This window comes from Mesorhizobium sp. YC-39 (assembly GCF_025753795.1).
GTDB lineage: Bacteria > Pseudomonadota > Alphaproteobacteria > Rhizobiales > Rhizobiaceae > Mesorhizobium.
The window spans coordinates 205,978-227,167 of sequence record NZ_JAOWPS010000001.1 but is presented as its reverse complement, the minus strand read 5'-3'; the positions used below and the strand labels follow the sequence as shown (position 1 = coordinate 227,167).

Below are 21,190 nucleotides of genomic sequence, written 5' to 3'. Positions count from 1 at the left end.
CCGGAATGTCGGTTGCTGGAACGGAATTTCTTGTGAACAGGGGCTTTCGTCGGAACGCCTTACGGGTCCTGAGAGCCTGCTTAGCGGAGAGACTAGAACAATGGCAAAAGTAATCGGTATCGATCTGGGAACGACCAACTCCTGTATCGCCATCATGGATGGCAAGGAGCCGAAGGTCATCGAGAATGCGGAAGGCGCGCGCACGACCCCTTCCATCGTCGCCATCAACAGCGACGGCGAGCGCCTCGTCGGCCAGCCGGCCAAGCGCCAGGCGGTCACCAATCCTGAAAACACCATCTTCGCGGTCAAGCGCCTGATTGGCCGCCGCTATGACGATCCGGTGACGGAAAAGGACAAGAAGCTTGTCCCCTACAAGATCGTCAAGGGCGACAATGGCGATGCCTGGGTCGAGGCCGGCGGCAAGAAACAGTCGCCCAGCCAGATCTCGGCGATGATCCTGCAGAAGATGAAGGAAACGGCGGAGGCCTATCTCGGCGAGAAGGTCGAGAAGGCTGTCATCACCGTTCCGGCCTATTTCAACGACGCCCAGCGCCAGGCCACTAAGGACGCCGGCAAGATCGCCGGCCTCGAAGTGCTGCGCATCATCAACGAGCCGACCGCGGCCGCCCTTGCCTATGGCCTCGACAAGAAGGAAGGCAAGACCATCGCCGTCTATGACCTTGGCGGCGGCACGTTCGACATTTCGGTGCTCGAAATCGGCGACGGCGTCTTCGAGGTGAAGTCGACCAATGGCGACACCTTCCTCGGCGGCGAGGATTTCGACATGCGTCTGGTCGAATATCTGGCGGCTGAGTTCAAGAAGGAACAGGGCATCGACCTGAAGAACGACAAGCTCGCCCTGCAGCGCCTCAAGGAGGCGGCCGAAAAGGCCAAGATCGAGCTGTCGTCCACCACGCAGACCGAGATCAACCTGCCGTTCATCACCGCCGACGCAACCGGGCCCAAGCACCTGACGCTGAAGCTGACGCGGGCGAAGTTCGAGAGCCTGGTCGAGGATCTCGTCCAGCGCACCATCGAGCCCTGCAAGGCGGCGCTCAAGGATGCCGGCCTGAAAGCCGGCGAGATCGACGAGGTGGTCCTGGTCGGCGGCATGACCCGCATGCCCAAGATCCAGGAGATCGTGAAGCAGTTCTTCGGCAAGGAGCCGCACAAGGGCGTCAACCCGGATGAGGTCGTCGCACTGGGCGCCGCCATCCAGGCCGGCGTGCTGCAGGGCGACGTCAAGGACGTGCTGTTGCTCGACGTGACGCCGCTGTCGCTTGGCATCGAGACGCTGGGCGGCGTGTTCACGCGCCTCATCGAGCGCAACACGACGATCCCGACCAAGAAGAGCCAGGTGTTCTCGACGGCCGAAGACAGCCAGTCGGCCGTGACCATCCGCGTCTTCCAGGGCGAGCGCGAAATGGCCGCCGACAACAAGGCGCTCGGCCAGTTCGACCTCGTCGGCATCCCGCCGGCGCCGCGCGGCGTGCCGCAGATCGAAGTCACCTTCGACATCGACGCCAACGGCATCGTCAACGTTTCGGCCAAGGACAAGGGCACCGGCAAGGAGCACCAGATCCGCATCCAGGCGTCGGGTGGCCTTTCGGATGCCGACATCGAGAAGATGGTGAAGGACGCCGAGGCCAATGCCGAGACCGACAAGAAGCGGCGTGCACTCGTCGAGGCCCGCAACCAGGCCGAAGCGCTGGCGCACTCCTCGGAGAAGTCGCTGAAGGAATATGGCGACAAGGTTCCCGAGGCCGACCGCACGGCGATCGCCGATGCGATCGCGGCGCTGAAGACGGCTGCCGAAGGTGATGACGCTGCCGAGATCGAGGCCAAGACCCAGGCGCTCGCCGAAGTTTCGATGAAGCTCGGCCAGGCCATGTACGAGGCTTCGCAGAAGGAAGCCGCGGAAGCCGACGCCAAGGCGGACGCCGCCAAGGATTCGGACGTGGTCGATGCCGATTTCGAGGAAATCGACGAGGACGACGACAAGAAGAAGTCGGCCTGAGCGCCTGATGGCAAATTAAAGCAGAAAGCCCGGCGTACAGCCGGGCTTTTTTGCAACCCTCGCCGAAAAAATGCGGACCTTGTCGAAAAAATGCGGGCAACCTCTTCTCGACACTGGCATCCCGACCCCATCGCACCTAAATCGAAACGGCAGTGCCGGCAAAAGATACGAACAATGCCTCAAGACATTGAACATCCGGGCAGCGGGAAAAGATGAAAGCTGATTTCTACGAAACGCTGGGCGTCCAGAAAGGTGCCGACGACAAGGAGCTGAAGAGCGCTTTCCGCAAGCTCGCCATGCAGTTCCATCCCGACCGAAACCCCGGCGACCATTCCTGCGAGCACAAGTTCAAGGAAATCAACGAGGCCTACGAGACGCTGAAGGATCCGCAGAAGCGCGCGGCCTATGACCGTTTCGGCCACGCCGCCTTCGAGCAGGGCGGCATGAATGGCAGCGCGCAAGGCTTCGGCGCCGGCGGCTTCGCCGACATTTTCGAGGATATTTTCGGCGACATGATGGGCGGGCGCCAGCGCCGCTCCTCCGGCGGGCGCGAGCGCGGCGCCGATCTGCGCTACAATATGGAAATCACGCTGGAAGAGGCGTTTGCCGGCAAGACCGCGCAGATCCACGTCCCAGCCTCGATCTCGTGTACGGAATGCTCCGGCAGCGGCGCCAAGCCTGGCACCCAGCCGGCCACCTGCTCGATGTGCAATGGCCACGGCAAGGTGCGGGCCACGCAAGGCTTCTTCTCGATCGAGCGCACCTGCCCGCAATGCCAGGGGCGTGGCCAGACCATCAAGGAGCCGTGCCCGAAATGCGCCGGCCAGGGCCGCGTCACCGAGGAGCGATCGCTGTCGGTCAACATCCCGGCCGGCATCGAGGACGGCACTCGCATCCGGCTTGCCAATGAGGGCGAGGCCGGCTTGCGCGGCGGCCCGTCCGGCGATCTCTATATTTTCCTCGCGGTCAAACCGCACGAATTCTTCCAGCGCGACGGTGCCGATCTCTACTGCAAGGTGCCAATCTCGATGACAACGGCCGCCCTTGGCGGTTCCTTCGAGGTGGCGACGCTGGATGGCACCCAGACCAAGGTGAAGGTGCCCGAAGGCACCCAGAACGGCCGCCAGTTCCGCCTCAAGGGCAAGGGCATGCCGGTGCTGCGCCAGCCCAATGTCGGCGATCTCTACATCCAGACCGCGGTCGAGACGCCGCAGAACCTATCGCGCCGCCAGCGCGAGTTGCTGGAAGAGTTCGAGCAGCTTTCCTCGAAGGACAATTCGCCCCAGTCGAGCGGCTTTTTCGCCCGCATGAAGGACTTTTTCGAAACCTTCAGCGAACGCTGAAGCAATTCCAGCGGGCAAGGTGTAGAATAGAGCTGCTCGCAGGGCTTGCTCAAAGCGCATCCCATTCAACGCGCTTTGAACTTGTTTGATGCATGTCGTTATCGCAAAACCGCTGCGCACTTTCGCGCGACATGCCTTAGCGTCATCAACACCTTATCCGGGCATTCGCCTTGCCTTGAACCCCGTAGCTGCTAAGTAGCGTCCCGGGGGGAGCGTTCAGGAGAACTTGCATGGCACGTGGTCCCGGATTGCGAAAAACGCTGGCGGAAAAGTTCGACGACGAACTGAAATTCTTCAAGGGCTGGATCGACAAGCCGAAGGCAGTCGGTTCGATCGTGCCGACCAGTTCCATCACCGCGCGTAAGATGGCCTCGATCGTTAATCCGAAATCGGGCCTGCCGGTGCTCGAAGTCGGGCCTGGCACCGGCGTCATCACCCGTGCCATCCTCGCCCATGGTGTGCGCCCTGAAAATCTCTATGCGGTTGAATATTCAACCGATTTCGTGCGCCATCTGCGCCGGCTCTATCCCGGTGTCAACATCATCGAGGGCGACGCCTTCAATCTCGACGCCACGCTTGGCGACAAACGCGACCTGGTGTTCGATTCGGTCGTCTCCGGCGTGCCGCTGCTCAATTTTCCGGTCACCCAGCGCATCGCCTATATTGAAAGCCTGCTCGACCGCATACCGGCAGGCCGCCCGGTCGTGCAGCTGACTTACGGCCCGCTGTCGCCGATCCCGCCCGGCCGCGGCGACTACACGGTCAAGCATTTCGACTTCATCATCCGCAACATCCCGCCGACGCAGCTCTGGATCTACCGGCGCGAGGCGCGTTGATTTGAGCAGCCCTTGGCTGTACCTGTCCGGGGACAAGGCTGGCCAATGGCAGTGATCCCGAAAATTCTCGTCTTCGCCGGCTCGGTTCGATCAGGCGCCTATAGCGGCAGAACCGCCGATGTGGCGCAGAAGGAACTTGCCATGCAGGGCGCCGAGGTGACCCGCATCTCGCTCGCCGACTATCCGCTGCCGATCCTGGACGAGGATCTGGAAAAGGAAAAGGGCATCCCTGAAAACGCCATGAAGTTCGGCCGACTGATCGCCGCCCATGACGGGCTGCTGATCGCGACGCCCGAATATAATGGCTCGATCCCGCCGCTGCTCAAGAACAGCATCGACTGGGTGAGCCGGGTGCGCAAGGATGGCAGCCGCTCGTTCAGGCCGCTTGTCGGCAAGGTCGCCGGCCTCTGTTCGTCTTCCAAGGGACACTTCGCCGGGATACGCTGCATCAACCATCTGCGCGCCGTGCTGGTGCGTTGCCAGATGGAAGTGGTGACGCCGGAATGCTCGGTGCCGGAGGGCGGCAACGCCTTCGACGAGGCCGGGAATTTCAGGGACGAAAGACTGCACAAATCGATGGAGCACCTATGCCGCACGCTGATCGAAACCTCGCGCATGCTGTCCACCCGGATCGAGGCGTGATCCACACCGAAGACGCGATGCGCGTCGGCACCATGCAGGACAGGCTGATCGTAGGCCTCGACGTGCCAACGCTGAAGGAAGCCGAAAAGGCGGTGCGCGAGCTCGACGGCGTCGTTTCCTTCTACAAGATCGGCTATCAGCTCGCCTTCGCCGGCGGGCTGGATTTCGCCCGGGAATTGGCGAGTGGCGGGACCAAGATCTTCCTCGACATGAAGCTGCTCGACATCGACAACACGGTGGCCAAGGGCGTCGAAAACGTCGTCAAGATGGGCATGACCATGCTGACGCTGCACGCCTATCCCAAGACGATGCGGGCGGCGGTCGAGGCCGCCAGGGGCAGCGACCTCTGCCTGCTTGCCGTCACCGTGCTGACCTCGATGGATGAGCAGGACGTGATCGACGCCGGCTATGAATACGATCCACATACGCTGGTGCTGAGGCGCTCCGAACAGGCGCTGCATGCCGGCATGGGCGGCATCGTCTGCTCGGCCGAGGAAGCGGAAGCGGTGCGCCGGATCGTTGGCCCCAACATGGCCGTGGTGACGCCTGGAATACGGCCCAAGGGCAGCGACCATGGCGACCAGAAACGCGTGGTGACGCCGCGCCAAGCAATCCGCAACGGCTCCAGCCATCTCGTCGTCGGCAGGCCGATCGTCGGCGCGGCCGACAGGCGGGCGGTCGCGGAAGCCATTCTTGAGGAAATGCGCTCCGCTTGAGTGCAACAGGACGTTCGGAGAAGAAGAATGCCCAAGGGATACTGGATCGCCCGCGTCGATGTGCGCGACACCGAAGGCTACAAGGAGTATGTCGCCGCCGCCAAGCTTGCCTTCGACCGTTTCGATGTGAAATTCCTGGCCCGCGGCGGCGAGCATGAAAAGGCCGAAGGCCCTGGCCGCGCCCGCAACGTGATCATCGAGTTTCCATCGCTCGCCGACGCGCATGACTGCTACCACTCACCGGAATATCAGCGCGCCGTCGCAATCCGTCAGAAGGTCGCCGATGGCGAGATTGTGCTGGTCGAGGGGATCTAGCCTCTCTCCATCTCCGATGGAATCGGGTTGGGGAGCGACCACAACCGCCGTGGCGGTCAGGCCGAATGCAGAATGTAGAGCTTCCGCGTTTTCTCGTGGATGGTCCATTCGCCCTCCCAGCCAAGCGGCAGGACAAGCAATTCGCCGGGTCCGACATCTCTGACCGCGTCGTCAGGGCCGTGCAACGTCACACGGCCGGAGACGATGTGGCAAATCTCCGAATTCGTCTCTCGGCGCGCGGTGAACCGGCCCTGCGAACATTCCCAGACACCGACTTCGATCTTGCCGTCATCCGAAGTCCAGAGGGTGTTGGCTGCTTCGAGCTGATCGCCCTCCACCGAGGTCGGTTTCAGCACGGGCTCACCGAGGTCGATATGCGCAAGGTGGGCGAAGGTCTTGAAGTCGATCATGCTGAATATCCTCGAGGCGATGTGGTTCAGTGCCCGGTGATGCGATCGGCCAGGGCCGCCAGCCGCGATGTGCGCGGCAGCCCCTTTGCTTCCCGCTCGTCGGCAATTCGATAGAGCTGATACATGGAATGGACGCCCAGCCAGCGCAGCGGCTCTGGTTCCCACTTGCGCACCGTTCGATTGACCCAGGGTAGGCGCGTCAGGTCGGTGTCGTTGCCCAGCAGCAGATCCCTCAGCGTGCGCCCCGAGAGGTTCGAAGTGGACACGCCGAGGCCTACATAGCCGCCTGCCCATCCTATTCCGGTCTGCTTGTCGAAGCCCACTGTCGTGCACCAGTCGCGCGGCACGCCCAGCGCTCCACACCACGCATGGTCGAGCTTGAGCCCCCTGGTCTGCGGCAGAAGCGTCGTCAGGATCTTGTGCAGCTTGTCGATTGTCGCCTGCTGGGTGACGCCTCGAACATCGGTCTTCGAGCCAAATCGATAAGGCACCCCGCGTCCACCCATGGCAATGCGTCCTTCCCGGGTGCGCTGCGCGTAGCAATATGTGTGCGCGGCATCACCGAGAACCTCGTAGCCATCCCAACCGATTTCGCGCCACAGTTTTTCGGACAATGGCTCGGTCACCACGATGGCGCTGTTGAGTGCCAGCCAAAGCCTTTCGTGACCGGCGATACCCGCGGTAAAGCCTTCGGTCGCACGCACGATCTTTTCGGCGCGCACCAGGCCTCGATCGGTTGCGACCTTGCTCTTCTCGATCGACAGCACGGTCGTCTGTTCGTAGATCGGGACACCGAGGCGCTCCACAGCCTTTGCGAGCCCCTGCACCAGCTTTGCGGGCTGGACCCGCGCCACGTTTTTGAGGACGAAGGCGCCCCGCGCGTTGTGTACCGCGATGCGCCGGTGCATCTGCGCGGCATCGATATATCCGACGCGTTCGTCGCTCAGCTCCCATGACCTGGCATGGGCATACATCGCCTTGGCACGCTGCTCCTGCGCCTCGTTGGTTGCGACCAGCAATTCGTCAGTACGGCGAATGTCGGCGTCGATGTCTTCGGTCGCCGCGACCGATATGACCTCGTTGACCGTGCCCGTCATTGCCGCCTGCATGGCGATGACGCCGGCGCGCGACGATGCCTTCTCATATTTTTCGCGCGACCATGAGAATCCGCCGGACAGCCAGCCGCCATTGCGTCCCGAAGCGCCGAACCCGGCGAACTCCTTCTCGATGATGGCGATGTTGAGGTGTGGCGCCGCCTGCTTCAGGTAGTAGGCGGTCCAGAGGCCAGTGTAGCCGGCCCCGACGATGCACACATCCGCCACGATATCGCCCGGCAATGGCGGCCGATAGCCTGGCACGCCACCGATGTCGGCATACCAGAATGAAACGTCGCCGTTCTTCTTCACGTCCATTTGTCGCGATGTCCCGGATAGGGTTCAGGTCTGGTTCAGGTCGGCCTTCTCGTCGTCCGCCAGCAGCTTCACGTCGCTGCCGGCAAATATGAGGTCGACCTCGTCGCCGATGGCGAAGGTCTCGGCATCCAGCGTCGAGCGCACGATCGCCTTGGAGGTGTCGGCCAGCACGACCTCGTATTTGGAGCCCGATCCGAGATAGATGGCCTCGCCAATGCGCCCGGGCAGGATGTTTTGATCCTGTCCGCCCTTCCCCCGTCTGACGAGGCTCAGCTTTTCCGGCCGCAGCAGCATCGCTGGTTTGGCACCGCCGGGAAGGCGTTTGGCGGTGGTCACTTTGCGTCCGGCTATGTCGATGGCGGTCTCGTCGCCGGAGGTGGAGGGCGCGCCACGCAGTATGGTCGAGTCGCCTACGAACTTTGCGACGAACAAGGTTTCGGGCTCGTCGTAGAGTTGGCGGCCGGTGCCGACCTGCTCGATACGGCCCTGGTTGAACACGGCGATGCGATTCGAGAGGACCAGGGCCTCCTCCTGGTCGTGCGTGACATAAACGAAGGTGGTGCCCAATTCCCGGTGGATTCGTTTGATTTCGAGCTGCAGCCATTCACGCAACTTCTTGTCGAGCGCCCCGAGCGGCTCGTCCATCAGCAGCAGCGGCGGGTCGAAGACGATGGCGCGGGCCAGCGCGACACGCTGCTGCTGCCCGCCGGAGAGCTCGCTGGGGAAGCGGTGACCGAAATCCGTCATCTTCACCATGTCCAGGGCCTTGTGCACCCGGGCTTCGCGACCGGGATTGGCGATGCCGCGCAGGGTCAGTGGATAGGCGACGTTCCTGCTGACCGTCATATGCGGAAACAGGGCGTAGTGCTGGAAGACCACGCCGATATTGCGTTTGTGCGCCGGGACGCCGATGACGCTCTTGCCGCCGACATCAAGCGAACCTGAACTCACCTCGGTGAAGCCGGCGATGATGTTCAGCGTGGTCGTCTTGCCCGAACCGCTGGGCCCGAGCAGCGTCATGAATTCCCCCGGCTCGATGCGTAACGATACCTCATCAAGAGCGATGAAGCTGCCATAGTGCTTGCTGACGGATCTGAGATCGATGGCTGCGCCGCGGGTTGATGGTGAGGCCATGTCAGCGTTTTCCCTGCCGCGAACCGATGAGAAGCCCCGCCCCGATCACCAGTGACGTCGCGATGAAAAGCAGCGTGCCCACGGCCGCAACGGTGGGGTCGGCGTCCCGGGTAATGCTGGAGAATATCTGGACCGGCAGTGTCTTCAGATAGGGGCTGGTGATGAACAGCGCGACGATGATCTCGTCGAATGAGGTGACGAAGGCAAACAGCAGGCCCGACAGGATCCCCGGCGCGATCAGCGGCAATGTCACGGTCCTGAACGCAGTCAGCTGGGTGGCGCCAAGACTGGCCGCGGCAGTCTCCAGCCGTTTGTCGAAGACTTCCAGGCTGGCGGAGACGGCGATGATGACGAAAGGAACGGCGAGCATCGTATGGGCCAGCACGAAACCGGTCATGGTGCCGACCAGCTGCGTGTCGAGATAGACGGCATAGATGCCGACGGCGAGCACCACCCCTGGCACGACCATTGGCGTGATCAGCAGTGCGCGCAGCACGCCGCTGACGCGGCTTTTCATGCGATCGAGGCCGAACGCCGCCAGCGTGCCGATGACGGTGGCGAACACCGCCGTGACGACGGCAACCTTGAGCGAACTGACCAGGCTCGCCGACCATTCGGGGTTGGTGAAAAAGTTCTGGTACCACTGCCAGGAGAAGCCGGACGGCGGAAAGGCCAGCGACTTCTTGTCGTTGAACGACATAGGCACGACGACGATTGTCGGTGCGATCAGCCAGACGGCGACGAGCAGGCAGAACAGACCGAGCAGGATTCGACCGGGCAGTTTCATTGGCGTTTCGACCCCGTCTTGTGCGGCTGGCGCGACAGCGGTGCCGCAAGCGCGAGCAGCACGAAGGTCGCGATCAGCAACACCACACCCATCGCGCCTCCGCGGCCCCAGTTGAGCAGGCTGAGCACCTGGTTCTGGATCAGGGTCGAGAGCATGGTCGAACGCGGACCGCCGAGCAGTGCGGGCGTGATGTAGAAGCCGAGCGCCAGAATGAACACGATGATGGCGCCGGCGTAGACGCCCGGAAGCGAAAGCGGCAAATAGACCTGGGCAAAGGCGCGCGCAGGGCTTGCGCCGAGGCTTCGTGCCGCCTGCAGGAGCCGCAGGTCGATCGCCTTCATCACCGAATAGAGCGGCAGGATCATGAATGGCAACAGCACCTGCGCCATGCCGATCACCACGCCCGTCTGCGTGCGGATCAGCTTGACCGGACCGAGGCCGATGCCCCGGATGACCGAGTTGATCACGCCGGAGTCCTGCAACAGGATGACCCATGCCAGGGTGCGCACCACGCCACTCACCCAGAACGGCACCAGCACGCACAGGATGAGGACGAGCCGCATCTTGGGTCCGACCACAGTCATCACATAGGCATAGGGGTAACCGGCAATGACACAGGCCAGCGTCACCCAGGCGGAGATCACGAAGGTGCGCTGAAGGACCGTCAGGTTGACCGGTGTCCCGAAGAACCAGGCATAGTTCTGCCATCCCCATTGCGGCTCTGAAAAGCTGCGAAGGGTGACGATGGCGAGCGGCAGACCCAGGCAGACGACGAGCAGCAGCAGCGCCGGCGCGACGAGCCAGAAAGCCTGTCGCCGAAACCAGCGCCACCGATCGCCCGCCGCGACAGCCGGACCAGTGTCCCGGCTGTCGCTCGCTCGCGCTACCACGGTGGCGGACCTAGTTGCCCGCCATCAGCGCATTCCACTTTTCGTTCGCCACCTCGAAGTTCTTCACCCAGAACTTGATGTTCTGGTGATAGCCAAGCTTGAGCTTGTCGGGCGTGTTGGTCATGAACGCTGCCGTAGCCTCGTCCACTTCGGGCTTCGCGTCCTTGTGGATCGGCGTATACGAGGTTGTTTTGGCCAGCGTCTCCTGCGCGCTCTTGCCGACATAGGCGTTGATCAGCGCATGCGCAGCGTCGGCGTCCTTGACGCCCATCGGAATGGTCATCTGGTCCATCACGACCAGCCAGTCCTGCCACACCGGCGTGTACTTCGCGCCATTCTTCACCGCGGTCATGGCACGTCCGGTCCACATTGCGATCATGTCGGCTTCGCCGGATTCAGCGAGTTGCTGGGAATCGGCGCCGGTCTTCCAGAAGATCGTGTCCGGACCGAGCGACTTCACCTTCTCGACGGCCTTGTCGATGTCGGCGACAGTCATGTTTTCCACCGATCCGCCGGCTGCGAGCAGCGCCTGCTCGATCATGCCGCCGGACAGATCGCCGCTGCCCTCCAGAGCGCGCGAGCCCGGGAACTTCTCGATATCGAAGAAATCCTTCCAGCTCTTGGGCGGATTATCCTTGTACTTTTCGGTGTTGTACATCAGCACCACGCCATAGTTCATGGCCGGCACACTGCATTCGCTGATCTGGCCTTCCGGAATGTTGGACGTGTCGATCTTCGAGAGGTCCAGCTTCTGGAACAGCTTGCCGCAATAGACGTAGGGCGCGAAATCACCGGTATCGACCACGTCCCAGGTCACATTGCCGGACTCGACCTGCGCCTGCAGTTTCGAGATTTCGGTCGGCCCGTCGCTGAGCAGCTTCACACCGGACTTGTCGACGAATTCCTTCAGCGCGGCGATCTGACCATCCTGATAAATGCCTCCATACGAGACGAAGGTGAGCGTCTTGTCCTTCAGCGAGCCCTCGGCCACCTCGCCCGCCACGGGCTTGCTCTGTGCAAGCGCCGCGGTGGTAATCATCAGCAGCCCGAAGGCGATCCCTTGTCCAATCCTGGTCTTCATGTTGCATCTCCCATTGACGTGCACCCGCATTACTTCGGTCCGCCCGGCTGCGAGCCTTGTCCGGGCGTGTATTGATTGAGCTCCGCCGCACCACTGGTTGGCGGTGCGATGATCCACAGCACCTGCGCCGGCGTCTTGCCGATGTTCACCGTGCGATGCGGCGTCGAGGTTGCGTACTCGATGCTGTCGCCCTCGTTCATGACGAAGCGCTCGTCGGCCAATGTCAGCTCGACTGTTCCCTTCAGGACGACGAACATCTCGTGCTTGCCGCCATGCGTGTAAGCGTCATCGCCGGTCGAGCCGCCAACGTCGAAATCTCCCGAATAAACCTCGAATTCATGGATCGGCCGCCGCGACAGCAGCGTCTTTCGGCAACCATGACTGATCGGCAGCAGGGGGCGGTCGGCTCTGGTGAGTACCTTGTGGAACGCACCTTCGGTCTGCTCGAACAAGTCATTGATGCCGAGGTCCAGGGCAGCCGCTATCCGCATCAGCGTGCTGGCGCTGGCTCCGCTCAGATTGCGCTCGAGCTGGCTGATAAAGCTCGCCGTCGTGCCGATCATGTCGGCCAACTGGCGAAGTGAAATGCGACGGGCCGTACGTATGGCCTTGATCCGCCCACCGACATGCTTCGCCTTGCCCGCTTCCGTCGCCGCCAGCGCGGTCGCCTCATTGTAAGTCGCAGGGTCGACTTTCACCGAGTTCCTCCCTCACTTAACACCCTATTAAGTGGCGCGTCGGAACGCAAGCCATTTGTCGAGACACGATCCAGGCCAGCCGCGTATGCGGGCGCCGCTCATTTCGTTGGCGAGGTAAAAAAACGGCTCGCCGCGGCCTCAGCCATCGCATCGGCAAGCCCCATCCCCCATTGCGTGCGGCAGTAGTCGCGGAAATCGAAACAGGGCAGGCCGGGGCAGACTTCGAACTCGATGAGGTGGATGGTATCGTCGGCTTCGACCCGAAGATCGATGGAAAATACGTCGCGCAGGCCAAGGCCGGTGATCAGCCTTTGCGCGATCTGGCGTATCCTCGCGTCGGCCACCGGCTGGCTGTCGGCGACTTGCTGCAGCACCGGCTCGGCATATGTTCCCGCCGCCTTAGCCGCTTCGCCGGTGTCGCCGTACAGCGCCAGGCTGTCCGCCATAGTCTGAAAATCGCCGCCCGAATCGACAAAGGCGATGCCGAGCGCCTCGACGCCAGTGTCCGGCTTCAGGCCGAGAAAGCTCGCGCGCACATTGCGCCCAGCGACATAGGGCTGCACGACGACGTCGTCGCGATAGGCGGCAAAGACACGCCGGCTGAGTTCCAGCGCATGGCCGAGATCGCTGCTGCGCGAATCCGGCCAGATGCCGATCTTGGCGCCGAGCCGGTTCGGCTTGACGAACCAGCCGGCTGGCGAGGCCGGCGGCTCGACCAGCCATCGGCCATCGCGGGCGAGGCCTGCCTGCGGCATCGGCAGGCCGAGCGCGCCGAGCAGGGCGCCGGCGCGGAACTTGTCCTGGCAGAGCGCAAACAGCGCGTCGTCGGCACCGATAAGCTTCAGGCCGTTCAGCCGCGCCAGCGCAGGTGCGGCGCCGCCGCGGAAATAGGCGATGCCGTCGGTCAGCGTCCAGACAAGAGTCGCCTTGGGATCCTCGCCTGCGAGCGCGCCGGCGGCATCGTCAAGCGCCACCGGAGCAAAGGACAGGCCGCGCTTCAGGCAGGCCGCCGCCAGCGCGTCAAACTCGGGGGCGATGTCGGTCGATTGCGCCAGATAGGATGCGATTTCAGCGGCCCGCTCGGGTGCGTGGCCATCGGCGACCAGCCGCTCGATGCAGGCCTTTTCCGGTTCGTAGACGAGGATCAGCTTCGGCTTGCGGCTTGACATGGGATGAGCGATTCCTGGCGGTGCGATCGCCTAGCATCGCATGGCGGATGTATCAGGCTTTCGCGGAACCGACACGCGCCGGACGCCGGGGTAACAGCACTCGCGGAATCGGTTAGCGAGATTCGGCTATCAGGCAATCAGCACGCGCGGCTCAAAACGGCCATTGACGGGAATGTCGAGCAGAAATGTCATGCCGCCCTGGAGGTCCAGCAGGCGCTGCTTCTCATCCTTGCCCGACCAGGCGGAGGTGACCGCCAGCCGGTCGGCATTCCTGCCGACAAAGGCCGGGCACGAGGGCTGCGTGACCGGCATGGCAACCGTACGGACGAGCTTGCCGTCGGGTCCATAGGCCTCGACGACGCTGCCGCCCCAGCAGGCGTTCCACAATATGCCGTCGCGGTCGAGCACCGAACCGTCGATATAGCCCTTGGCCTTGCGGTGATCGACGAAGACTTTTGGTTCCCCGGAGGGAAGGCCGGTCGCCGGATCGCAGCCGACCCGCATCAGCAGGCCGGTAGAGGTGTCGGTGTAATGGGCGACCGTGCCGTCCTGCGAAAAGCAGATCGAGTTCGACACGGTGATGCCGGAATAGAGTTGCCGCAACTCCCCCTTGAAGAACCAGTAGATCGAGCCGGCGCCCTTCTCCTCGCCCTTGCCCATGGTGCCGACCCAGAAAGCGCCACAAGGGTGGACGCGGGAATCGTTCGAGCGGGTGACCGTATTGTCGGCCTCGATCGGCGTGTGCAGCGTCAGCTTGCCGGTCGCGACATCGCGGACATGGAGGCCGGTCTCGGTGGCGATGAGCTGGCGCTGCTCGTCGATGACGGCAATGGCGCTGGCCATCTGGCCAAGCTCGTGGACGCTGGTCGCACCGCCGGAAAGACGCTTTTCCAGAAGCTGGCCGTTGACGATGTCGAACCAGAAGAGCGTGTCGGTGGCGGGGTCATAACTCGGCCCCTCGCCAAGCTGGCAGACATGGTCGGAAAAGACGGAAACGATCGCTTCGCTCATCATGCGCCTCCGAACGCCGCATCCCAGGCTGCGACGGCCGCCTGCGCCCGCGTCGCCACCTCGTCGACGCTCATGCCTGGCTTGAACAAGCTGGAACCGAGGCCGAACACGCTGACGCCGGCCGCCTTGTAGCCGGCAAAGTCCTTGTCCGAGACACCGCCGACCGCGCCGACCAGCGTCTTGGCGGGCAAAACCGCGCGCATCGCCGCGATGCCGGCGGCGCCAAGCACGCTGGCCGGGAAGAATTTCAGCGCCGAGGCACCGAGTCGGATGGCCTGGAACGCCTCGGTGGGCGTGAACACGCCAGGCATCGTCACCATGCCGTATGTCATCGCGCGACTCATCACCTCGGCATCGATGTTGGGGCTGACCAGCAGCCGCCCGCCGGCCTTGTGCAGGCCATCGACATCGGCCGGGGTCAGCACCGTGCCGGCGCCGACCAGCGCCGTCTTGGGCAGCGCCTCGACGAGGCTGGCGATCGAGGCAAACGGCTCCGGCGAATTGAGCGGCACTTCGATGGCTTCGATACCGGCCTCGAAGACCGCCTGACCGACGGCCACCGCCTCGTCCGCCCTGAGGCCGCGCAGGATGGCGACGAGGCCGCGCCCGAGCTTCGGAAAGGGTGCGGTCTCGGTCATGCGGCAACTCCACTTTTGGCGATCATGCCATTTTCGCGCGCCGCCTCGACCAGGCCGGCGCGCACCGCCTCGTCGGCATCGACGGGCCTGATTTCAAGCCCGGCAAGGCCGAGCGCTTCGGCGTAGAGCGCGCCGAGCGCGCCGGACGCGATCAGCACGACGGGCTCGGCACTTTTCCCATAGCGGCGGCTGGCCGAGGCGATCTCGCCGCCGATCAACAGGCCGGACAGGCAAGCGGCGGCATCGTCAGCCTTCAGATCCTGCAACAGGCCGGCGGCCCGGATTGCAAACAGTCTCGATGTGACATCGCCGCCTTCGTCCAGCGCAGTCGCGCACCAGCGCCGGAAGAACGCATTGTCCGAAATGACTGGACTGGGCTGCTCGCCCAGCGAATGACGTAGGATCGAATGCGCCGCCAGCACCGAAAACAGCTCGCCGGTCGGCCAGGTGCCGAAACCGGTGATCGCGCCGTCCTCGACGACGACCCATTTCGAATGGGTGCCCGGCATACAGATGAGATGGCGGCCTTTTGCCGGCAAACCGGCGCCGGCAAGCTGTGTTTCCTCGCCGCGCATGACGTCGGGCGCGTCGGCTAGGCGCTGGGCGAGGCCCGGCACGATGCGTATATCGCGGCGCTGGCCAGGGATGCGGGCCGCCTCCGCCAGGATGGCGCCAATCGGCGCCGGCACGGTGACGTAGGGCGCCTCCAGCCAGCCCTGGCGCGAACCGGCCATGCCGCAGATGATGACTGACAGCGACGCCGAGGCGCCCATGGCGGCAAGGTGGCCTTCGAGGACGGCGGAAAAGCCTTTTTCGCGCGCGGTGATCAGCCCGTCGTCGCCACGGCGTTCGGCAAGCACCGTGCCGGCATCGTCAAGCAGCCAGGCCCTGAGACGGGTTGTGCCCCAGTCGATCGCCGCGACCGCCGGCGTTTTGCGCGCAGACCCTAGGTTCACAGGAAGCCCCCGTCGACGATCAGCATCTGAGCTGTCAGCATGCGCGAGGCATCCGAGGCCAGGAACAGCACCGTGCCGACCATATCGTCCGGGCGCATGACGTCCTTGATGCACTGCTTGGCAACATGGGCGGCGAGCCCCTGTTCGGTGACCCAGCGTTTCTGCTGCCGTTCGGTGATCACCCAGCCTGGCGCGACAGCGTTGACGCGGATGCGGTCGGGCCCAAGCTTGCCGGCCAGGCCCTTGGTGAGACCCAGTATGCCCGCCTTGGCGGCAGTGTAGGCCGGCATGTCGGGGTGGTTGATCAGATAGGATGTCGAGGTGAAGTTGATGATGGAGCCGCCGCCGGCCCGCTTCATGCCCGGCGCTACCGCCTGCGCGGTGAAGAAATGCGGGCGCAGATTGATCGCCTGGTTGTTGTCCCAGAATTCCACCGTCACGTCTTCGACAGCATGGCGCTCGTCCCATGCGGCATTGTTGATGAGCACCGTGACATCGCCATGCGCCTCGGCCGCCCTGGCCGCCGAGGCCCGCAGCGCCTCGATGTCGCGCAGATCGGTCTTGAGATAGAGCGGTCGCCGGCCGAATTCTTTCTCGATGCGATCGGCAAGCGCGATGCTGGGCTCATCGGCGATGTCGATGAAGGCAACACTGGCGCCCTGGCGCACAAAACCCTCGGTCAGCGCGGCCCCGATGCCGGAGCCGCCGCCGGTGATCAGCACCGAAGCCGCTTCAAGGTCGGCAAAACGCGCCGATGGCATCATTTTTCTCTCCCGATCCGGGCCCCTGTCCGATCGGCGCGCATCCTATCCAGTAAGGTCGGGGGAGCAAGGGCGAAAAAGCAAATTCGCTGGCTTGTTTTTATGCAAGTCGTTATCGCAAAACCGCTGCGCACTTTTGCGCGACATGCATTATGTCTGACAAAATCGTCGCGCCGCGGCGGCGGCGCAACCGGTCGTCAGATCGCCGTGGCGCGCATGGTGCCGCGGAACGAATCCCTGATATAGGCGAGCGTGGCGTCGGCGTCGACCGGCCTGCCGAACAGGAATCCCTGTCCGCCGGCGCAGCCGAACTGGATGAGACGCTGGGCCTGCGCCTCCTCTTCGATGCCTTCGGCGACCACGTCCATGCCGAGCCCCTCACACATGGCGAGGATTGCCCGGATGATGTGTTCCGACGGGCGGTCGTCAAGAATGGAGGAGACGAAGGCGCGATCGATCTTAAGCTTGTCGAAATGGAATTCGCGCAGCCGTCCGAGCGAGGACTGGCCGGTGCCGAAATCGTCGAGCGACACACGGATGCCGACGCGGCGCAGGTCCTCGACAATCTTCTCGGCGGACGCCGGATCGTTCATCAGGCCGGTTTCGGTGATCTCGATCTCCAGTCGGCGCGGATCGACGCCGGTGCGGTCGAGGATCGTCAATATGTGCAGGCCGGTGTTCTGGTCGACGAGCTGCGACGGCGACAGGTTGAAGGACAGGAACAAATCCTTCGGCCAGTTCCTGGCCGCCTCGGCGGCCTTGCGCAACACGAGCTGCGACAGGGGACCGATGATGCCGCGTTCCTCGGCAATCGGAATGAAGACCGTCGGCGAGACCGAACCGAGGTCGCGATCGGTCCAGCGCGCCAGCGTCTCGAAGCCGATGGTGCGGCGGGTCCTGAGATCGACGATGGGCTGGAAATGCGGCTCGACCTCGCCGGCCGAAACGGCGCGACGCAGCGCCTGCTCGATGCGGGTGACGCGCTTGGCAGCCTCTTCCATCTCTCTGCTGTAGACGACGACCCGGCCGCGGCCCGAACGCTTGGCATGGTAGAGCGCCGTCTCGGCCTTGCCGACCAGGATCTCGGTGGTCTCGTCGCCCGAATAAAACAGCGAGCAGCCGACGGAGGCTGAAAGCCTGGCGGTGCGTTCGCCGACATCGTAGGGCGCCGAAAGGATCTCGATCAGCATGCGCGATCTTGCGGCGGCCACCTCCTCGCTGAACACCATAGGATAGAGAAAGGCGTATTCGTCGGCGCCGATGCGGCAGACAGTGGAATGGCTGTCCATCGAAGCGCGCAGCCGCATCGCCACCTGAACCAGTATGTCGTCGCCGGCCTTGTGCCCGAACAGGTCGTTGATCGGCTTGAAGCCATCGAGATCAAGGATGCCGACGGCGAAGGGCGCCGGGTCGTCGGCGCGGTCGCTGATCAGGCGATCGACCTTGTCGAAGAAGCGGCGATGATTGCCGAGGCCAGTCAGCGGATCGGTGAAGGCCTGATCCGTGCTGTCCCTGCCTGTCTGCCCGGTGCCAAACGAAGTTTGCATCGGCGTCCCTGTTTCAAGCCGGAATAAATTCCGACACTGGCAGCAAACGGTTTAGGAAGCGTATCCCTGCGCCAAGCGAAGCGTGCGTCATAAGAGCTCTGGCCAATTGGCAGAGGGCGCCGAGTTCCGTATATGGCGTTCGTTGAACGTGGAGACCTGCCGTGAAGCTGAAAGTCGCCGTCCAGATGGACCATGTCTCCACTGTCTCGATTGCCGGCGACACCTCGTTCGCGTTGTCGCTGGAGGCGCAGCGGCGCGGCCACCAGCTGTTCCACTACACGCCCGATCGGCTGTCGATGCGCGACGGCAAGGTGTTCGCCCGCATCGAGGAAATGACAGTCCGCGACGAGAAGGGCAACCATTATTCGCTGGGCGAGAAGGTGCGAACCGATCTGTCCGAGATGGACGTCATCCTGCTCAGGCAGGATCCGCCCTTCGACATGAACTACATCACGACGACGCATATCCTCGAGCGCATCCATCCCAAGACGCTGGTGGTCAACGACCCGGCCTGGGTGCGCAACAGCCCGGAAAAGATCTTCGTCACCGAATTTCCCGACCTGATGCCGGAAACGCTGATCACCAAGGATCCTCTGGAAGTCGCCGCCTTCCGCAAGGAATTCGGCGACATCATCGTCAAGCCGCTCTACGGCAATGGTGGCGCCGGCATCTTTCATCTGCACGAGGCCGACCGCAACCTTGCCTCGCTGCTCGAAATGTTCGGCCAGATGTTCCGCGAGCCCTATATCGTGCAGCGCTATCTGAAGGACGTGCGTAAGGGCGACAAGCGTATCATCCTGATCAACGGCGAGGCGGTTGGTGCCATCAACCGGGTGCCGGCCGAACACGATTCCCGCTCCAACATGCATGTCGGCGGCCGCGCTGAGAAGACGGAGCTGACGGAACGCGAGCGCGAAATCTGCGACCGCATCGGCCCATCGCTGAAGGAGCGCGGTTTTATCCTCGTCGGCATCGATGTGATCGGCGACTACATGACCGAGATCAACGTGACCTCGCCGACCGGCATTCGCGAGGTGCGGCGTTTTGGCGGCGCTGATATTGCGAGCCTGTTCTGGGATTGTGTTGAGGGGAAGAGGCGGTAGTCCACGTGACTGCGTCCCACCGACCCTCTAACTCTTTGTTTTTACGCAATTCCCCAGGGAAAGCGCTATGCGCTTTTCCCGGGAAAACCGTTGCACGGTTTTCCCGGAATTGCGCTAGACCACGAAGAAGTCGTCCGCGGTGAGCCAGGTGCCTGGGCGCACGGTGGCGAACTGGACAGCCGCCGCTCCGCCCGCCGCGTCCACATCGAACCGCAGAGCGCCTGTCGTGTCGTCGTAAAGGATGTGGTCGCTGTCATCGATGGCTTTCGTGCCGAGCGCGAAGACCGCAGCGAGCAGCGGGCCGGCCGACAGGCCGACGAATACGGAACTGTCCAGCCGAAACACATCATCAAGCGCATTGAAGTCGTCGATACTGTCGTAGTTCGCCGGTCCAATCGCGTCGAACACGAAGACATCCCTGCCTGCATCGCCGGCCAGCCGGTCGCGGCCGGCGCCGCCATTGAGGATGTCATCGCCAGCGCCGCCCCGCAGGTCGTCGGAGCCGGCGCCGCCGTCGAGGAAATCGTCGCCGCTGTCGCCGCGGATGCCGTCGGTGCCGGCACCCCCGCTCATCTCGTCATTGCCGGCGTCGCCCTTCAGCCAATCGGTACCCGCGCCCCCGATGATCGTGTCGGCGCCTTCGCCGCCGAACAGCTGGTCGTGGCCGGCGCCGCCGTCGAGCGTATCGTTGAACGGGGTACCGCTGACGCGGTCGCCGCCGCCCAGGGCGGCGATGAGCACGGCATGATCGTAGCTTCCATAGCTCACGGTGTTCGTGGTGTCGCTCAGCGCGATGGATTCGGCCGGGGGTGTGACCGTGATCGCAATCGTCGCCACATTGCTGTTGCCCTGGCCGTCGGTGGCGTAAACCGTAAAGCTGTCGGTGCCGACGAATCCGCCCTCGGGAATGTAGTCGAACAGATTGTCGCTCAGAAAGCCCGCATGATAGTGCAGGCTGGTGCCGACGTGACCTTGGTGAAACGGATAGTAGTTGCCATCGAAACGCGTGCCCGGCTCAAGAGTGCCGTGGTCCGGCCCGTCAAGGACGACAAAGCTCAGGAGATCGTAGTCGGCATCCGCCGCGCTGAATTTGATGTCGTCGAGAAATTGCCCCTGCGAAACCGACAGATTCAGATTGGCAACCGTGGGTGCATGATTGACGAAGGTGTCGGGCTGAAGCGCGCCGCCTTCCAGGATGATCTGATGCTGGCCGTACTGGGTGTTTTCGCCGCCGAAATATTCGTTCGCCCCGATCCATGTCACCGTGATCGTGTCGGGGCTGTCGGCGTTGACCGAGACGATCCGAGCCGACAGGTAGGCCGCCTGGTCGGACAGGGTGCGGATGAAATTGCCTTCGTTGTCGAAAACCTGCGTTTCCACCGCCGTCCAGGTTTCGGTCCTGCCCTCGTGGGTGAAGCTGGTGATGGTGAAGCCATCGAAGACATCGACTGAAGCCAGGTCGATCCCACCGAATGGGAAATCCGCCTTTGCTCCTATCGGTCCGATCACGTCGCCGTCGGTTTCCGTAATGCTGAAAAGCACCGCGTCAGGGCTCGGATTGGGATATTCGGGTTCTTCCCATACGGTGAGCTCACTGCCATTGCTTAAGGTCGGCATCCTGTCTTCCTCGCTTTTGCGCCGGGCGCGCTGCGGATGTCCCCAGACTTCCAACCATAACATCGTATGCGAGTCGGATCGGTGACAAACCCCTTCACCTTTTCCAT

The 21,190-nt window shown here is 63.2% G+C and carries 21 protein-coding genes; 7 read left to right on the top strand and 14 right to left on the bottom strand.

Annotated features, from left to right (window positions below):
- The first annotated feature begins 100 nt into the window (after nucleotides 1-100).
- The 6 genes from dnaK to OHD62_RS01105 all read left to right on the top strand — a co-directional run bounded on the left by dnaK (nucleotide 101) and on the right by OHD62_RS01105 (nucleotide 5,869).
- Nucleotides 101-2,017, top strand: coding sequence for a molecular chaperone DnaK (gene dnaK, locus OHD62_RS01130; protein ID WP_097574666.1), 1,917 nt, complete (start codon nucleotides 101-103; stop codon nucleotides 2,015-2,017).
- A 212-nt stretch (nucleotides 2,018-2,229) separates the two neighbouring features.
- Nucleotides 2,230-3,360: a molecular chaperone DnaJ gene (gene dnaJ, locus OHD62_RS01125; RefSeq protein ID WP_263780376.1), complete on the top strand. Its 1,131-nt coding sequence runs from the start codon at nucleotides 2,230-2,232 to the stop codon at nucleotides 3,358-3,360.
- Between the two features lie 230 nt (nucleotides 3,361-3,590).
- Nucleotides 3,591-4,196: a phospholipid N-methyltransferase PmtA gene (gene pmtA, locus OHD62_RS01120; protein ID WP_263780375.1), complete on the top strand. Its 606-nt coding sequence runs from the start codon at nucleotides 3,591-3,593 to the stop codon at nucleotides 4,194-4,196.
- A 45-nt stretch (nucleotides 4,197-4,241) separates the two neighbouring features.
- Entirely contained in the window at nucleotides 4,242-4,838 is a 597-nt protein-coding gene (locus tag OHD62_RS01115; RefSeq protein WP_263780374.1) for an NADPH-dependent FMN reductase, read from the top strand.
- Nucleotides 4,839-4,855: 17 nt separating this feature from the next.
- Nucleotides 4,856-5,554: an orotidine-5'-phosphate decarboxylase gene (pyrF, locus tag OHD62_RS01110; protein ID WP_263782252.1), complete on the top strand. Its 699-nt coding sequence runs from the start codon at nucleotides 4,856-4,858 to the stop codon at nucleotides 5,552-5,554.
- 27 nt (nucleotides 5,555-5,581) lie between these two features.
- Nucleotides 5,582-5,869 carry a DUF1330 domain-containing protein gene (locus tag OHD62_RS01105; protein WP_263780373.1) on the top strand — a complete coding sequence of 96 codons (288 nt, stop codon included), beginning with the start codon at nucleotides 5,582-5,584 and terminating at the stop codon, nucleotides 5,867-5,869.
- A gap of 56 nt (nucleotides 5,870-5,925) precedes the next feature.
- On the opposite strand, the gene OHD62_RS01100 is transcribed toward OHD62_RS01105, so the two are convergent.
- The 13 genes from OHD62_RS01100 to OHD62_RS01040 all read right to left on the bottom strand — a co-directional run bounded on the left by OHD62_RS01100 (nucleotide 5,926) and on the right by OHD62_RS01040 (nucleotide 18,363).
- Nucleotides 5,926-6,279, bottom strand: a complete 354-nt coding sequence (locus OHD62_RS01100) for a cupin domain-containing protein (RefSeq protein ID WP_263780371.1) — start codon at nucleotides 6,277-6,279, stop codon at nucleotides 5,926-5,928.
- A 26-nt stretch (nucleotides 6,280-6,305) separates the two neighbouring features.
- The gene (locus OHD62_RS01095; RefSeq protein ID WP_263780370.1) at nucleotides 6,306-7,691 is read right to left on the bottom strand and encodes an NAD(P)/FAD-dependent oxidoreductase; all 1,386 of its coding nucleotides are present in this window, start codon (nucleotides 7,689-7,691) and stop codon (nucleotides 6,306-6,308) included.
- A gap of 24 nt (nucleotides 7,692-7,715) precedes the next feature.
- Entirely contained in the window at nucleotides 7,716-8,825 is a 1,110-nt protein-coding gene (locus OHD62_RS01090; RefSeq protein ID WP_263780369.1) for an ABC transporter ATP-binding protein, read from the bottom strand.
- A 1-nt stretch (nucleotide 8,826) separates the two neighbouring features.
- Nucleotides 8,827-9,612 carry an ABC transporter permease gene (locus OHD62_RS01085; protein ID WP_263780368.1) on the bottom strand — a complete coding sequence of 262 codons (786 nt, stop codon included), beginning with the start codon at nucleotides 9,610-9,612 and terminating at the stop codon, nucleotides 8,827-8,829.
- The gene (locus OHD62_RS01080; RefSeq protein WP_263780367.1) at nucleotides 9,609-10,502 is read right to left on the bottom strand and encodes an ABC transporter permease; all 894 of its coding nucleotides are present in this window, start codon (nucleotides 10,500-10,502) and stop codon (nucleotides 9,609-9,611) included. The genes OHD62_RS01085 and OHD62_RS01080 overlap by 4 nt, the downstream gene beginning before the upstream one ends.
- A 10-nt stretch (nucleotides 10,503-10,512) precedes the next feature.
- Complete coding sequence (locus OHD62_RS01075) at nucleotides 10,513-11,583, bottom strand: extracellular solute-binding protein (protein ID WP_263780365.1); 1,071 nt, start codon at nucleotides 11,581-11,583, stop codon at nucleotides 10,513-10,515.
- 29 nt (nucleotides 11,584-11,612) lie between these two features.
- Nucleotides 11,613-12,281 carry a helix-turn-helix domain-containing protein gene (locus OHD62_RS01070; RefSeq protein ID WP_263780364.1) on the bottom strand — a complete coding sequence of 223 codons (669 nt, stop codon included), beginning with the start codon at nucleotides 12,279-12,281 and terminating at the stop codon, nucleotides 11,613-11,615.
- Nucleotides 12,282-12,379: 98 nt separating this feature from the next.
- A complete protein-coding gene (locus tag OHD62_RS01065) occupies nucleotides 12,380-13,450 on the bottom strand; it encodes a D-alanine:D-lactate ligase-like protein (protein ID WP_263780363.1) in 1,071 nt (356 codons plus the stop codon).
- A 129-nt stretch (nucleotides 13,451-13,579) separates the two neighbouring features.
- The gene (locus tag OHD62_RS01060) at nucleotides 13,580-14,461 is read right to left on the bottom strand and encodes an SMP-30/gluconolactonase/LRE family protein (protein ID WP_263780362.1); all 882 of its coding nucleotides are present in this window, start codon (nucleotides 14,459-14,461) and stop codon (nucleotides 13,580-13,582) included.
- Nucleotides 14,461-15,099 carry a 2-dehydro-3-deoxy-6-phosphogalactonate aldolase gene (locus OHD62_RS01055; protein WP_263780361.1) on the bottom strand — a complete coding sequence of 213 codons (639 nt, stop codon included), beginning with the start codon at nucleotides 15,097-15,099 and terminating at the stop codon, nucleotides 14,461-14,463. Before OHD62_RS01055 ends, OHD62_RS01060 begins: the two co-directional genes overlap by 1 nt.
- Nucleotides 15,096-16,055 carry a 2-dehydro-3-deoxygalactonokinase gene (locus tag OHD62_RS01050; protein ID WP_263780360.1) on the bottom strand — a complete coding sequence of 320 codons (960 nt, stop codon included), beginning with the start codon at nucleotides 16,053-16,055 and terminating at the stop codon, nucleotides 15,096-15,098. Before OHD62_RS01050 ends, OHD62_RS01055 begins: the two co-directional genes overlap by 4 nt.
- Nucleotides 16,052-16,819, bottom strand: coding sequence for an SDR family NAD(P)-dependent oxidoreductase (locus OHD62_RS01045; RefSeq protein WP_263780359.1), 768 nt, complete (start codon nucleotides 16,817-16,819; stop codon nucleotides 16,052-16,054). The genes OHD62_RS01050 and OHD62_RS01045 overlap by 4 nt, the downstream gene beginning before the upstream one ends.
- Nucleotides 16,820-17,013: 194 nt before the next feature.
- Nucleotides 17,014-18,363, bottom strand: a complete 1,350-nt coding sequence (locus OHD62_RS01040; RefSeq protein WP_263780358.1) for a putative bifunctional diguanylate cyclase/phosphodiesterase — start codon at nucleotides 18,361-18,363, stop codon at nucleotides 17,014-17,016.
- A gap of 161 nt (nucleotides 18,364-18,524) precedes the next feature.
- Between OHD62_RS01040 and gshB the strand changes: the two genes are divergently transcribed.
- Entirely contained in the window at nucleotides 18,525-19,466 is a 942-nt protein-coding gene (gene gshB / locus OHD62_RS01035) for a glutathione synthase (protein WP_263780355.1), read from the top strand.
- 114 nt (nucleotides 19,467-19,580) lie between these two features.
- Here gshB and OHD62_RS01030 read toward each other — a convergent pair whose 3' ends face one another.
- Entirely contained in the window at nucleotides 19,581-21,083 is a 1,503-nt protein-coding gene (locus OHD62_RS01030) for a calcium-binding protein (protein WP_263780353.1), read from the bottom strand.
- Between the last annotated feature and the right edge of the window lie 107 nt (nucleotides 21,084-21,190).